At 53.8% G+C, this 14,899-nt stretch carries 12 protein-coding genes; 7 read left to right on the top strand and 5 right to left on the bottom strand.

What is annotated here, in order from left to right; all coding sequences use genetic code 11:
* The first annotated feature begins 192 nt into the window (after positions 1-192).
* On the top strand, positions 193-1,617 hold the full coding sequence (locus LX87_RS08175) for a hypothetical protein (protein WP_111628327.1): 1,425 nt from the start codon (positions 193-195) through the stop codon (positions 1,615-1,617).
* Here LX87_RS08175 and rpiB read toward each other — a convergent pair.
* Positions 1,607-2,041, bottom strand: coding sequence for a ribose 5-phosphate isomerase B (gene rpiB, locus LX87_RS08170; RefSeq protein ID WP_111627731.1), 435 nt, complete (start codon positions 2,039-2,041; stop codon positions 1,607-1,609). The two genes, LX87_RS08175 and rpiB, sit on opposite strands and share 11 nt — an antisense overlap.
* A 309-nt stretch (positions 2,042-2,350) precedes the next feature.
* Between rpiB and LX87_RS08165 the strand changes: the two genes are divergently transcribed.
* Positions 2,351-3,148 (top strand): LOG family protein, encoded by a 798-nt coding sequence (locus LX87_RS08165; RefSeq protein WP_111627730.1) that lies wholly within the window; start codon positions 2,351-2,353, stop codon positions 3,146-3,148.
* Here the strand turns inward: LX87_RS08165 and LX87_RS08160 are convergent.
* Positions 3,145-4,137 (bottom strand): ComEA family DNA-binding protein, encoded by a 993-nt coding sequence (locus LX87_RS08160; RefSeq protein ID WP_111627729.1) that lies wholly within the window; start codon positions 4,135-4,137, stop codon positions 3,145-3,147. The genes LX87_RS08165 and LX87_RS08160 overlap by 4 nt on opposite strands.
* 206 nt (positions 4,138-4,343) lie before the next feature.
* On the opposite strand from LX87_RS08160, the gene LX87_RS08155 reads away from it, so the two are divergent.
* The 4 genes from LX87_RS08155 (at position 4,344) to LX87_RS08140 (ending at position 7,883) form a co-directional block, all read left to right on the top strand.
* The gene (locus tag LX87_RS08155) at positions 4,344-5,228 is read left to right on the top strand and encodes a DnaJ C-terminal domain-containing protein (RefSeq protein ID WP_111627728.1); all 885 of its coding nucleotides are present in this window, start codon (positions 4,344-4,346) and stop codon (positions 5,226-5,228) included.
* A 10-nt stretch (positions 5,229-5,238) separates the two neighbouring features.
* Entirely contained in the window at positions 5,239-5,529 is a 291-nt protein-coding gene (locus tag LX87_RS08150; protein ID WP_111627727.1) for a chaperone modulator CbpM, read from the top strand.
* A 20-nt stretch (positions 5,530-5,549) separates the two neighbouring features.
* Positions 5,550-6,281 (top strand): Nif3-like dinuclear metal center hexameric protein, encoded by a 732-nt coding sequence (locus LX87_RS08145; RefSeq protein WP_111627726.1) that lies wholly within the window; start codon positions 5,550-5,552, stop codon positions 6,279-6,281.
* Between the two features lie 102 nt (positions 6,282-6,383).
* The gene (locus LX87_RS08140) at positions 6,384-7,883 is read left to right on the top strand and encodes a glycine--tRNA ligase (protein WP_111628326.1); all 1,500 of its coding nucleotides are present in this window, start codon (positions 6,384-6,386) and stop codon (positions 7,881-7,883) included.
* A gap of 101 nt (positions 7,884-7,984) precedes the next feature.
* Here LX87_RS08140 and LX87_RS08135 read toward each other — a convergent pair whose 3' ends face one another.
* Positions 7,985-9,145, bottom strand: coding sequence for a fibronectin type III domain-containing protein (locus LX87_RS08135; protein WP_111627725.1), 1,161 nt, complete (start codon positions 9,143-9,145; stop codon positions 7,985-7,987).
* Positions 9,146-9,304: 159 nt separating this feature from the next.
* Between LX87_RS08135 and LX87_RS08130 the strand changes: the two genes are divergently transcribed.
* A complete protein-coding gene (locus LX87_RS08130; protein ID WP_111627724.1) occupies positions 9,305-9,754 on the top strand; it encodes an SRPBCC family protein in 450 nt (149 codons plus the stop codon).
* Positions 9,755-9,770: 16 nt separating this feature from the next.
* On the opposite strand, the gene LX87_RS08125 is transcribed toward LX87_RS08130, so the two are convergent.
* Positions 9,771-11,246, bottom strand: coding sequence for a rubredoxin domain-containing protein (locus LX87_RS08125; protein ID WP_111627723.1), 1,476 nt, complete (start codon positions 11,244-11,246; stop codon positions 9,771-9,773).
* A gap of 44 nt (positions 11,247-11,290) precedes the next feature.
* A complete protein-coding gene (locus LX87_RS08120) occupies positions 11,291-14,851 on the bottom strand; it encodes a nitrate reductase (RefSeq protein ID WP_111627722.1) in 3,561 nt (1,186 codons plus the stop codon).
* Between the last annotated feature and the right edge of the window lie 48 nt (positions 14,852-14,899).

Below are 14,899 nucleotides of genomic sequence, written 5' to 3'. Positions count from 1 at the left end.
TCATGAATCCTGACAGTGAACCGAATCTATTGTTCGAATGCCGTGACTCATCATTACATAGGGCGGCCACTCGCGCAGCCATCATTCCCTGGTTTACTCCCGCAAATATCCGCCTTTTATTCGACTTCTTTCATGGAAACCGCTAATTTCGTCGTTCCATTTGCGGATATTTACGGTAAAACTACTAATCACTTGTTAAGTTTTTTTCGGGTTAACTCCACCCTTCAGATCGTCGGCCTGCTGCTGTTGCTCGGTTTAATTCGCCTGCCGTTTCTGTTGTCTCCGCCCCCTCTGCTCATTCCGGAACTGAACTGGATGCTGGTGGGTGAACAAATAAATAACGGAAATCTGCTTTATCGCGACATCTGGGACAGTGTCAGTCCGCTGTCGGCCCTGGTGTACTGGCTGCTCGATCTGGCCTTCGGGCGGTCGCATCTGGCCTACCACGTGGCCGGTACGGCGGTGGCGGCTTTCCAGGTGTTTTATTTCAACTGGGTGATGAACGTGCGCGACATCTACCCCGACCGCAACTGGATTCCGGGCCTGATTTACGCCCTGTTTCTGAACATGTCATTCGATTGCAGCACCCTGTCGCCGACGCTGCTCTCGACCACCTTTCTGCTCCTGGCCTTCGGAACGCTCGTCAAACAGATGGACCGGCGCGGAGCCACGGATGAAGTCTTTGAAGTCGGCTTTTACATCAGTCTGTCGGCCCTGTTCTACCTGCCTTCAGCCCTGTTCCTGATCTGGGCGCTGATGTCGCTGCTGCTGTATACGGGTGCCAGTTTCCGGCAGCATTCTCTGCTGCTGTTCGGTTTTGCCTTCCCGATTCTGCTGACGGTATTGTACTACTATCTGGCCGACAGTCTGGACGATTTCAACCGCAACCTGCTGTCGTCCGTGTTTCGGGTCCGGCAGTATGATCTAACCGACTTTCAGACGCTGGCGGCTTCGTTGTTTCTTCCCTTTGCGATGGGAACGCTGGGGCTGCTGAGCCTGTTCCGGCAGACGACGCGGTATGTTAACTTTCAGCAGCGGTGTCAGCAAATTATGATGATCTGGGGGCTGACGGCGCTGGTATCCGTGGGGCTAATGCCGTTTCTGGCCCCGATGCTATTTATCATATTTGTACCGGCGCTGGCTTTTTTTGCCGCTTATTACTTCCAGGGCATCCGTCGGGAGTTTATTGCAGAACTGATTTTTACGGGCGTTTTTGTGTTCACCCTGCTCATTCTCTACCAGGGCGCACTGCCCCTGGTCCGGAACTGGGAACTGGGTCGGCTCAGTGCATTACAGGTCAAACCTTCGCCCATCGACCGGCTTGTTCAAAAGCAGAAAATTCTGGTCATTGGCGAAGATATCAGCGCGTACCGAAACAACCAGGTCGCCACCCCATACCTGAACTGGGACCTGGCTAAATATGATTTACGGAGTCTGGACAATTACGAGAATGTCATCAGCGTGTACGACCATTTACACAAGGACCCACCCAGCTACATCATCGACAAGGAAAATGTGATTAAGAAGCTCTTCCTGCGCGCACCTTCCCTGGCGGCTTTGTACGAAAAAACCGGGCAGGATGGTATTTACCGCCGGAAAGAAGCCCTCAGCAACTGATTTTACCAACCCGCTTCTGGTGCCGCCCCCCCTCAAAGTCGGTCGCTAAAAACCGTTTGACGCACTCCAGGGCTTCGTCCGCCGAAATATACCGTTCGGGCAGGCAGAGAACGTTGGCGTTGTTGTGCTGCCGGGCCAGTTCGGCCAGTTCCGGAAGCCAGCAAAGAGCCGCCCGGATACCCTGGTGTTTGTTGGCCGTGATGGCAACCCCGTTGCCGCTGCCGCAAACCAGAATCCCCCAGTTATACTGCCCGGTTTCAACGGCTATCGCAACCGGATGCGCAAAATCAGGGTAATCGGCGGACGTTTCCGAGTACGTACCAAAGTCCTTCGTCGGATAGCCTTCTTTTTCCAGCCAGGCTACAATTTCCTGTTTATACGCAAAGCCGGCATGATCGGCACCAACAGCAATGGAGGGTTTCATAGGATTTTCTTAGGAAATGAAACTAAAAATAGAATATTGCGTTATTATGTTCCGGTTCGGCCCAAAGCCGCTACCGGGTCGAGCAATTCGTCGGAATTCGTGACAAATTAAGTAATCAATTACGCAGTATTTACGCTGTTTAAAACAGAAATTTTACAGAAACACCGGAGACAAGTAGCAATTTTCCGGCAAATAGATCACAAACACTCCCACCATCAGCGAGTTAGAAGGCTGACCGGATTTAAAAGGCTACCGTTTGCGACGGACTTTAAAATTTCATCAAGGTTCTAACTCCTTAACGAAAATTATATGGACGCAGAAAAAACCGTACAGCGGTCGGAAACACAGAATGTTTCTCAAATTAAAAAAGATCTCCCCAAACGCGACGAATTACTCCTCACCCCGGACGAACAACGCATCAAGGAAGCTTTTCAGGACCGGAACTGGAGCGAAATAAAAATTGCCGACTCCTGGGTCATTTTCAAAGTAATGGCCGAGTTCGTTGAAGGCTTCGATAAACTGGCTAAAATTGGCCCATGCGTGTCGATATTCGGTTCGGCCCGAACCAAACCCGACAATCCGTATTACCAGATGGCCGAAGACATTGCGGCCAAACTGGTGAAGCACGGCTACGGCGTTATTACCGGTGGTGGCCCCGGTATTATGGAAGCCGGTAACAAAGGCGCTTTTGAACAGGGCGGCAAATCCGTCGGTCTGAACATTCACCTTCCGTTTGAGCAGGAAAGCAACATTTACATCGATCCGGATAAGAACATCAATTTCGATTTCTTCTTTGTCCGCAAGGTGATGTTTGTCAAATACGCCCAGGGCTTTATTGTGCTGCCGGGCGGCTTTGGTACGCTCGACGAACTGTTTGAATCGCTCACGCTTATTCAGACCAAAAAAATTGCCCGCTTCCCCATTGTGCTGGTGGGCACTTCGTTCTGGAAAGGTCTGGTCGGCTGGATTGAGGAAGTCATGCTCGAGCAGGAAGGGAACATCAGCCCCGGCGACATGAAACTGTTTTCGCTGGTCGATACGGCGGAAGAAGCCGTGCAGGCCATTGATGATTTTTACCTGAAGTATTTACTGAAACCAAACTTTTAAAATTCCAGGTATGGCTTGAGCCGTTCGATGGTTCTGGCATCCAGAATCCGGATGTTGCGCAGTGATTCGGGCGACGTAAACGGCCCGTGCTGCGTTCGGTAATTGACTATAATTTCAGCCTGTCGTTTGGAGAGGTAAACGTGTCGGTCGAGTTCTTCGGCGGTGGCGGTATTGATCGCCAGCTTTTTAACCGGCGATTGAACCCGACCGTATTTTGTTAGTTCCTCCAGCGCCAGCGAGTCCAGGCCGAACACTTCGGTATATTGATCCGCCGACACAAAACCGCCCAAACCCTCCCGGAACTTGATAATCCGGCCCGCCAGTTTCGAGCCAATGCCGCGCAGCTTTTTCAAATCGGTCGTATCGGCGGTGTTGATGTCGAACGGTTGCAGAACCGGTTTACTAAAGCGGTTGGAAACAGAAGCCGGTTTGCGGGCCGTAAACGGTCTATCGTCCAATGCCTCCTTCGCGGCATACCGTTCGCGGTGTTCATACGGCCTGTCTGTCCGGCTTTCGGTAGTAAGCTGAATATACGGTTTAAGCTCGGCGTAGAAGTCCGGCGAGAAGTCGTATATTTTCAGTAAATCTTCTCTTTTGCGAAATCGTCCGCCCTTGGAGCGGTAGCGGACAATGCGTTCGGCCAGCCAGCGGGGTGCACCCAACCGCTGCCAGCTTCCGGCGTCGATGGCATTGGGGTCGAAGGCAAACCGTTCGGCTTTTCTGGACACACTGGCGGGTTCGAAGCGCCCCGGCCTGTTTTCGTAGCGGTCTTCCGACCCGGTTTTATCGGCTTCCAGCAGCGCCACCAGACTATCAAGCTGGCGCCGGTCGGCTTCCGACGTGTCGGGAATCTGATCCGGCACCCACAGACGGTAGACGACCGGCAGCAGCAACAGCAAACCAGTGAACAACAGCAGAACAAACAGTCCCCTGGCTTCCCGCTGCGACATACCGAAATAATCGCGCAGCAGCGCTACGACGTTCTTCATAAAAGAAACCGGGATGGGCTAAAAAAATGGTGTGGATATGCTAAACTCCCCGGTACTTAATTTTTAGACGATTGAAACCAGAAAAGGTAACCGCACTGTTTCTACTTTGCGGATGAGCCCAAATGAGCCCACCGAACAAATCAACCGAGTGTGCGTTTCAGTACAGTAATTACCGCCGAACTTCCGGAATTTAGTTTTATACCGCCATGGCGTTCATTGATTACTACCAGGTCCTGGGCCTCAACAAAGGCGCTTCGACAGAAGACATCAAGAAGGCATATCGTAAGCTGGCCCGGCAATACCATCCGGACCTGAACCCCAACGATCAGGAAGCCAACACGCGATTCCAGCAGATTAACGAAGCCAACGAGGTTCTGAGCGATCCCGAAAAGCGGAAAAAATACGACCAGTACGGTGAAAACTGGCGCCACGCCGACGAGTTTGAGCAAGCCCGTCAGTCGGGGCAATACGCAAACCGGGGCGGAGAACAGCGGTATGCCGGTGATCCGTTTTCGAGCCCTGATTTTTCTGATTTCTACGAGTCGTTCTTTGGCGAGCGGCCCCGGGGTGGACGGCAAACACCCTTCCGCGGGCAGGATTATACCGCCGAACTGCACATCAGCCTGCGCGAAGCCTACCAGACCCACCAGCATACGCTGACTGTCAACGGCAAAAACATCCGGATTACCGTTCCGGCCGGGATTGCCGACGGGCAGGTAATCAAGCTCAAAGGTCAGGGCGGCCCCGGCACCAACGGCGGCCCGAATGGCGATCTGTACATTACATTTGTGATGGCCGACGATCCCACGCTCAAGCGGCTCAACGACGACCTGTACATGACGGTTGAACTGGACCTTTACACGGCGGTTCTGGGCGGAGACATCACCATTGACACCCTGAGCGGCAAAGTAAAGCTGAAAGTAAGCCCTGAAACCCAGAGCGGTACGAAAGTCCGGCTGAAAGGCAAAGGCTTTCCGGTGTACAAACAGGACGGTAAATTCGGCGATTTGTACATCACGTATTCAGTCAAAATTCCGACCGGACTGAGCGAGAAGCAAAAGGAATTATTCAGAGAATTGTCCCAATTATAAACGAAAAGGTATGTTACCGGACGAGGTTATTCTTGTGGAGGATTATTGCCAGAAATACACAATCGACCAGACATTTGTGCTTTCGCTGGCCGAATACGGGTTGATTGAACTGGTGGTGGTGGAGGAACAGCAATGCATTCCGTTTAATCAGTTGCAGGCCGTCGAGAAGTTTAGTAACCTGCATTATGATCTGAACGTTAACCTGGACGGTATTGATGTGATCAACCACCTGTTGCAGCGGATCAAGTTCATGCAGGAAGAAATCAGGCAGTTGAAAACCCAGCTGGCAGCGTTTCAGTAAACCGTACCCCGGCCTCCTTCATGCTTTTATCGGAACTGACTGCGTTTCTCGCGGCATTTTTCAACACCGCAGCCTATCCGCCCGACGAACAGGGCGGTATATATTTCCGGCCTGATCCTGAAGATTACTCGATTCACCGCCTGGGGCTGGCACTCGAACCGGGGCCTGACTTCGCTGACTGGCTCTCGGACAACCCGATTAACACACTCTGGCTGCACCGCCCCTGGCAACTCGACCCAACGGCTTTGCCGACCGGGGTGACGGTATTATTTCACCACCTGCCCTTTGACGAACACCTGACAATTGGCCACAACCGACCGCTGGCCGACGCGCTGGGGTTGACGTGGACAGACACCACCGTTCCGGAAATTCTGGGCACCAAACAGCCCCCTGGTTTTCCGGTGCGGCCTATTGGCATGATCGGGCCGGTTCCGGCGCTTGACTTTACCGCCTGGTGCCGCCGGATTTCGGAACACTTTGGCGGGTATGACGAAGCCAGACCGGGTACTCACGACCGACCGGAACGACTGGCTGTTGTCGGGGCCATGAACGACGCGCTGGTGCGGGAAGCGGCTGATCGGGGTGCGGGTCTGTACCTGACGGGGCAGTACCGCAAAGGTGCGCAGAAAGCCGTTGACGAAACCGGCATGGCCGTGATTGCCATCGGACACCGACGAAGCGAAGAATGGGGCCTGCGAATGCTGGAGAAGGAATTGCGGAATCAGGGATTGGTGGCCCGGATCAAACCGTAACCTGTTAACGGTATTCTAATGGAGTAGCCCTCTGTAAGCTATCTGTTCAAAAAGATAAAAATTTTGTCAGGCGATGGTCTAAATCTGTATTTTTGCGGCATCATGGAAGAAGCAAAACCAACGCAGGCTCCGGCCACCTCGCTGCAAGACATTATTTCCCACGCCAAAGAATACGGTTTCGTGTTCCCGTCCAGTGAAATTTACGACGGGTTACAGGCCGTTTACGACTACGGTCAGAACGGCGTGGAACTGAAAAATAACCTCAAGACGGTCTGGTGGAAAGCCATGACCCAGGTACACGATAATGTGGTGGGCATTGATGCCTCCATTTTCATGCACCCGCTGACGTGGAAAGCGTCGGGACACGTTGATTCGTTCAACGACCCGATGATCGACAACAAAGATTCCAAAAAACGCTACCGCGCCGACCAGTTGCTCGAACTGAAAGCGGAAGAATATGCGGCCAACGGTCAGCCCGAAAAAGGCCACGAACTGCTGCTCGAAATGGGCCGTCTGCTCGACGCGGGTGACCTCAACGGCGTTCGGGAGCTGATCATCAGCGAAGGCATTGTGGACCCGGTTTCCAAAACCGCCAACTGGACCGAAGTGCGGCAGTTTAACCTGATGTTCTCGACGCAGGTGGGTTCGGTGGCCGAAGACGCCAGCCTGATTTACCTCCGCCCCGAAACCGCGCAGGGTATTTTCGTCAACTTCCTGAACGTGCAGAAAACCGGCCGGATGAAGATTCCGTTCGGAATTGCCCAGATCGGTAAAGCGTTCCGCAACGAGATTGTGGCCCGGCAGTTTACGTTCCGGATGCGGGAATTTGAACAGATGGAAATGCAGTTTTTCGTGCGCCCCGGCACCGAAATGGAGTGGTACGAAAAATGGCGCGATACCCGACTGAAGTTCCACAAAGCCGTGGGTCTGCCCGCCGAAAAACTTAAATTCCACATTCACGAAAAGCTGGCTCACTACGCCAACGCGGCCGTGGATATTGAATACCAGTTCCCGTTTGGTTTCCGCGAAATCGAGGGCATTCACTCCCGCACCGATTTTGACCTGAAAAGCCACCAGGAACTGAGCCGCAAAAAACAGCAGTATTTCGACAACGACCTCGACGAAAACGGCAAACCGTACGGTAACTACATTCCGTACGTGGTCGAAACGTCCGTTGGTGCCGACCGGCTGTTTCTGGCGGTATTCTGCAACGCCTACACGGAAGAAGTCGTTGGTGAGGGCGAAAACCAGAAAACCCGCACGTACCTGAAACTGCACCCGGCGCTGGCCCCGATAAAAGCCGCCGTTTTCCCTCTGATGCGGAAAGACGGTCTGCCCGAAAAAGCGCAGGAAATTGTCAAACAACTCCGCAGTGAATTCCGGGTGATTTACGAAGAGCGCGACGCCATCGGCAAACGTTACACCCGCCAGGATCTGATTGGCACACCGTTCTGTATTGCCGTTGATTACCAGACGCTGGAAGATGATACCGTCACGATCCGGTACCGCGACACCACCGAGCAGATTCGCGTGCCGATCAGCGAATTGAAAAGCCGCATCGGTCAGGAAGTTTCCATCGAGCGGATTCTGGAGCAATTATAATAAACCCAACCCGTTTGCGGTCTTCTGCTGAACGGTTTAGGCAACCTTTAAAAATCGGAGCCAGATGGCTCCGATTTTTTAGTTGATACCGCTCGGTCCTATCAGAACGTATTCAGTATTTTTTTGCTAATAAGTCCGTTTTTCGTCAAAAGCTGGAGAATTATCAACCTGTTGGGCGTTGGAGAAAGGTGGAGATGATACCGGTTTTGATCTACTTTTTCAACACGGCTCAGTAGCGGCAGACCGGCAACGGAGATTACCCGAAAATCAGGGTTTGGCTCACTGGTTTCGGCCAGAACAACCTGGGGAGCAGCCAAATACGCATTCCAGTACGTTCCATCGGGGCGATACTCAACCGCAATCGGCTTCGTTTTTTCAAACCGCCCGTCAAAATCGACCTGACGTAACCGGTAATAGTTCGTGCCGGACTGAGGGTGTTCGTCAGTGAACGTATAAAGCTGTCGTCTGTGGGTGGTTCCGGCGGCTGGCTGCTGGCCAATCCGTTCAAAACTCAGGGCATCCCGGCTGCGCTCGATCTCGAAGCGTTCGCTGTTTTCCTCGAAAACCGTCTCCCAGCTCAACACAATCCGGTCCTTACCCGGAAAGCCGCGAAAGGAAACCAGACGCACGGGCAACGGAGCCGCTTCCCACGAAACATCACCGATCGTAATACCCTGATTACCAGGGTTAGCAATAACGTTGGGGCCGTTGCAGTACTGAATCACCACCTGCGTAACAACACCGCTGAACGAAATCGCATTCACGGGTGACACGTTGTTGTTGGCACCGGTAATGACGTTGCCGACCACGGTATTGGCCCCCGCCACCGAAGGTGCGCCGATGGCTGGCGCCAGGGCGGTAGCCCCATTCTGGCCGGTAACCGTCACCTGATCAACATAATTATAAGCCCCACTCCCGCCAGCCGCCAGCGCACCCCGGTCTACGTCACGGATTAAAAACGAAACATTGCTGACACTGGGCGAGAACGTAATGGTGGTGGTAATGCACTGCGCGTTGCTGGTAAAATTCATGTTTTGCCCCAATCCATTGGCGTTATCGTTCGGCTGATTGGCCTGAAACCCGCTGGTGGTGCCGGTGATAACCACCGATACGCTGGTTGCCGGAGAGCCAATACCGGTGTAGGTTTTTGATAACGCGCCGGGTTCCCATCCTCCGTCGGCGGTGGCAAAATCCAGGTCCTGCGCTATCATCTTGCCAGCACTCGCCAGGACAAGCACGCAGATCACTAATAAATGACGCATACCTTTTTAGATTAAATTTGTATGTGCAATTTAATAGTTATACTGGATTCTCGTCCGTCTTCCCAAACAAGACTGCGAATTTTGTCCAAATCCGTGTAAACAATAACCTTGAAGGAACTCTTTACTACGCATTAGCAACAACTTCTTTGTTCCGGCTTTATGCAGGTTATCATTCAAACACGGGTTGAACAGCCCATGCACCGGGTGTGGGACGGTTTTACGCTGCACTTGTTTAACCAATTGAGTCCGCCGTTTCCGCCCGTAAACGTCGTCCGGTTTGATGGTTGCCTGAAGGGCGACACCGTGCATCTGCAACTCAACTTTCTCCTGTTCAAACAGGATTGGATCAGCGCGATTACTGAGCAGCAGGAAACCGATCAGGAAATTTATTTTATCGACAGGGGCACCAAATTGCCATTCTTCCTGGCTTACTGGCAACACAAACACCGCCTTATCCGCGAAGGAACTCATACTCGCATTGCCGACGAAGTGACGTTCCGGACCCCTACGCGACTAACGGATTTTCTGATGTACCCTATCATGTACGGCTTATTTGCGTACCGGAAACCGATTTACAAACGGTATTTTAGGATTCAGACGGACGTATAAACGACAAGTCAGGTAGTTAATCAACCCTGACGAAAGGCAGCACGGCCTCCACCATCTCGTTTTTCGGCGCGTCGCAGGTGGAACAGCCATAATCGGCGGGCAACGCTTCGAACGGGACACCCGCCGGAATGCCGTTGCGCTCATCGCCGTACTGCGGATCGTACACGGTAAAGCAATGCGGACACTGACGCACCCGGTTGTCCGCATCAACAGGCGTTTCCGCCGGTTCCGCTTCCAGCCGGACGGTTTTCCCGGTTTCCTGCGACCGCCGGTTGTTGAACTTCCGGCATAATCGGTCAATCTGGTTGGGCAGAAACGCTTTCAGCAGTCCTTTCTCAAAACGGAAATACGTGCGGCTGTTGGGGTTGAAATTTTCGATAAAATACAGATCATATACGCTGAACAGGGCCAGTTGTCCGATCTTCAGCAAAGGCCGTTTACGAATCAGAATGGAACCAAACACCTCGGATTTGGGCCGCGTCTGAACGCCAAAACAAAGCCCGAATGTGCGCGTATCGTGTTTTCCGAAATACCGGATTACCGCATTTTTCAATTGACGTCCTTCGTCGGTATGGTCTTCGGTCTGCCAGGCGAGTTCGTTGGCCGCGTGCCGCACGTTGATGTTGTGCCTGCCCAATACATACGACCACAACGAACGATCTTTTTCCTCAATCCCTTTCACGATCAGCGACTTCCAGGGCGTCACGCAGATTTCGCCAATACGGGTTTTCAGGCATAAAGCGCACACGTCCAGCAGAAAATCAACCAAAAACTGCTCATCCCGCCGGTAAATTCCCAGCCACGACCGCTGCCCATACCGGTTAAATCCTTCGTAATACGGCAATGAAAACTCCGGCAACTCAACCTCCTGCGTCGCGGGCTGCGTAATGAATGCTTTTCGGTGCGCAACCAGATCATACAAGGTTTCTTCGTTCAGCGGTGCGCCCGCGTTCCAGCCCTCCAGCAATGCGGTTTCAACGGCTTTGGCCAGCCGCCCCAGATCATTGGTATAAATCAAATCCGGCCAGCGAAATACCGTATTGCTCTGCTTCGGACGAACATACAGATACCAGAAATGCGGCTCGGGCGAGGCAATGAAGTTCAGATTACCCGTAAAAAAAGGCGTAAAGCTCTGGTTGGAATCCGACAGGTTGACTTTCAGGCGGGGCGGCTCGTCAAACTGATCCAAAACCGTGTGGTACTCGCTTTCCCGCAGCCACGCCCCCGTCCGAAACACGTCTTCCCCGCAGTACGAACTGATGATGTTGGGATGCTGATCGGTGTTTATTTCGTACCGCACCGCCTGCTGTTTCAGGGCCTTTTCCAGCGCCCGCAGGTCTTCGTAATGCACCGTCATCAGCAACTGCTGCCGTGCCCCAAACCGCACCTGCCGAACATTGGCGCTGCGGGCCGCCGTCAGCACCTGCTGCAACGCACCGGGCGAAACAATCCCCGCCGGAATGTTTATTTTCAAGGTATAATAGTCACGCATAGTCAGTTATGAGTTAAGAATGAAGAGTTAGCTGACGCATTCTTTTAACGCACTCCTTTTAACTCTTCACTCATAACTCTTAATTCTTCACTCCTCAACAGGATGCTTCGCACTTCGGGTCGGCAGGAGCCGCAGCCGGTTCCGGCGCCGGTTTTCTGGCAGAGTTGCTGGAAATCGGTGCATCCGGCTGCGATGGCGCGTTCGAGGTTTCCCAGGCCGACGCTGTTGCAGGAACAAACCAGCTTGCCCTCCACCGGATCGACGGTTTTGCTGGCCCGGAGCAGTTGCAGCCGTTTTTCGGACAGTTCGAGCCCGTTGGCAATCAGGTTCTGGAACTCCCGAAACTCGTTTTTATCGCCGACCAGGATAGCCCCCACCAGTTTATCGCCGTGAACGATACATTTTTTGTAATACCGTTTGGCTTTGTCGATAAAGACAATTTCCTCGTAATCACCGCTATTGGCCGGCGCTTCGGGCAATCCGATGCTGCACAGATGCAGCCCTTCCATTTTCAGAATATTCATGGAAAGGCTGCCCCGGTACGGCCTGGATACATCGCCAGCAATAAACCGGGCGGCTACTTCGGCCTGTTGTTCGGCGGCCAGCGTAATGCCCCACATCTGGCCATTCCACTGCGCCAGTTCGCCCGCGGCAAAAATGTCGGGGTCTGAGGTTTGCAGGTAATCATTGACCACCACGCCCCGGTTGCATTCCAGCCCGGCTTCGCGCGCCAGCTCGATAGTTGGCTCAGTTCCGATGGCCAGCACCACCACCTGACACGGCAGTTTGCGCCCCGATTTCAATTGAATGCCTTCCACCCGCTGCGTTCCGGCAAACGTCTGGACTTCCTCGTTGAAATAAACCTCGATTCCCCGGTCTCTTAATTCCAGATTGAGCAGTTCGCTGGCCAGCGGATCGAGTTGGCGCTCCATAAACCGCCCCGCCCGCTGAATAACCGTCACCCGAACGGCCATCTGACGCAGTGAAGCCGCCAGTTCCAGCCCCAGCAAACCGCCCCCGACAATGACCGCGTGCGGCTCGGCGCCGTCCGGTCCGGGCTTCAGAAACGGCAGCAGCGAATCGGCATCCAGCCGCGATCGCATGTTGAAAATTCCCGGCAGTCGGGGAACGCCTTTGGGCATAAACGCGCGGCTTCCGGTGCCCAGCAGGAGCTTGTCGTAATGATGTTCAACACCGTTGCTGTCGGTCAGTACGTTCGCTTTTCGGTCAATGTGAACGATGCTGACGCCTTTATGCACCACAATCCGGTTTTCGGCAAACTGGTCTTCGCGCAGCTTCACGAGTTGTTCCCAGGATTGCGCCCCACTGATGTAATCGGGCAGCAGCACCCGGTTGTAGAACGGATAAATTTCTTTGGAAAAAACGTGGATTTCGTCGTCTGTTTCTAAAGCCCGGTAGGCGTTGATAAAACCCAGCCCCGCCGAACCCGCGCCGATGATGACGATTTTCTCAGCCGGTTTCCGGTACGGTTTCACCTCCACCGCCGTAAACTTAAAATCCGGCTCCTTCGAGCGGGGATCGACTAAAGAAGAGGTTAAATTATTAGCCCGTACCTGATTGTTATTCAAAACCTTACCCCAGTGCATGGGCAGAAAACACAGGCCGGGACGCACATCTTCGGTCAGTTGCGCTTTCACCCGAACCTCACCGCGCCGGCCCTGCACCACCACTAGTTGCCCTTCACGAATGCCGCGCGGGCTGGCGTCGGCGGGGTGAATTTGCAACAACGGCTCCGGACTATGCTGCCCCAGTTTGGCCACCCGACCGGTTTTGGTCATAGTGTGCCATTGGTCACGGATACGGCCCGTGGTCAGCACCAGCGGAAAATCCTCGTCTGTCGGCTCCGACGCATTCCCATCCGGAACCGCGTGAATCTGCGCCCGCCCATTGGCCGTATAAAACCGGTGATCGGTGAAAAGCCGCTTTGTGCCAGCTCCGTTCCCCTGCGCCCCTTCCGGAAACGGCCACTGAATGGTGCGGTATTTTTTCAGCAATTCGTAGCTGACGCCGGTAACGTCCACGTTCGTACCGGCAGTCAGGCGCGTATATTCCTGATATACGTCGGAAGCATTGGCGTAGTTGAACGATTCGCCAAAGCCCATTTTCTGCGCAAACCGCCAGATGATTTCGGCATCCGGTAAGGCTTCGCCGGGTGCGTCGAGGATTTTGGGCAAATAGGAAATCCGGCGTTCAGCGTTGGTCATGGTGCCTTCTTTTTCGAGCCAGGCGGCTGCGGGCAGCACCACATCGGCAAAAGACACGGTATCGGCCCGGTTCGAAACATCCTGCACCACCACAAACCGGGCGGTTTTCAGGGCTTTTTCAACGGCATTCGCATCCGGCATACTCACCATCGGATTCGTGTTAATGATCCAGATGGCTTTCAGCGAAGCGTCGCCCGATTGATCATTTGCCAGCGCATCGAACATTTCCGTAGCCGTCAGCCCCGGTTTGGGAGCGATATTGACCGGCCCCTGCCAGAACGCTTCGACTTCGGCGCGGTGGGCGGCATTGGTCACCTCCCGGTGGGCAGGCAGGCTATTGGCCAGACCGCCCACTTCCCGGCCTCCCATTGCGTTGGGCTGGCCCGTCAGCGAAAACGGGCCGTTACCGGGTTTGCCAATCTTGCCCGTAATCAGGTGTAAATTAATGAGTGACAGATTCTTGTTAACACCCACCACCGACTGGTTCAGGCCCATTGTCCAGAGCGACAGAAAACCGTTGGAGCGCCCAATCCACGCAGCCGCCTGCTGAATGGCTTCGGCATCAATACCGCAGAGATCAGCCGCTTCGTCCACCGTCCGCTGCATCACCTGCTCGCGGTAGGCCGCAAAACCGTCCGTATGGTCCAGAATAAAATCGGAATGGACAAAGCCGTTTTCGATCAGCAACCGGCCAATGGCGTTGTTAAGCACAATGTCGGTGCCGGGGCGAATGGGCAGGTGCAGGTCCGACGAGCGGGCGGTATCGGTTCGGCGGGGGTCAACGCAGATGATTTTGACGTGCGGATTGGCGGTTTTGTGCGCTTCGATGCGTCGCCAGAGAATGGGATGGCACCAGGCCGGATTGGCCCCCTGCACGTAAAATACGTCGGCTTCCTCGATGTCGTCGTAACAGACCGGCACCGAATCCTCCCCCAGCGAAAGCTTGTAGCCAACCACCGCCGAACTCATGCAAAGCCGGGAATTCGTGTCGATGTTGTTGGAGCCAATAAACCCTTTGATGAGCTTGTTGACCAGATAATATTCTTCCGTCAGGCACTGGCCCGACACGTAAAACGCCACCGAATCGGGGCCGTATTTCTGAATAAATGTTTTAAAAACCGCAGCGGTTCGTTCCAGCGCGGCATCCCAGCTTACCCGTTGCAGCGGCATTGATCGCCCCAACCGCATCTGCGGATACAGCAGTCGGTCCGACTGATCCATCACCGTATAGTGCAGATTCATCCCCTTGGAGCACAGCATCCCGCGATTGGACGGATGTTCTTTGTCGCCCTCCACCGTCAGGCGGCCATTCGGCTCCTGTCTGACCACGATGCCGCAGCCCACTCCACAATAGCAACAAGTCGTTTGATGAACCACCATTTTAGTGATGAGTTATGAGTGAAGAGTTACTTCGCAACTACTTTGTAG

Origin of the sequence: Larkinella arboricola (assembly GCF_003259745.1) — a bacterium.
In the GTDB taxonomy this organism is placed as follows: domain Bacteria; phylum Bacteroidota; class Bacteroidia; order Cytophagales; family Spirosomataceae; genus Larkinella; species Larkinella arboricola.
Note: the sequence above shows the minus strand (reverse complement) of the source record. Positions and strands in the feature narration are given on the sequence as shown.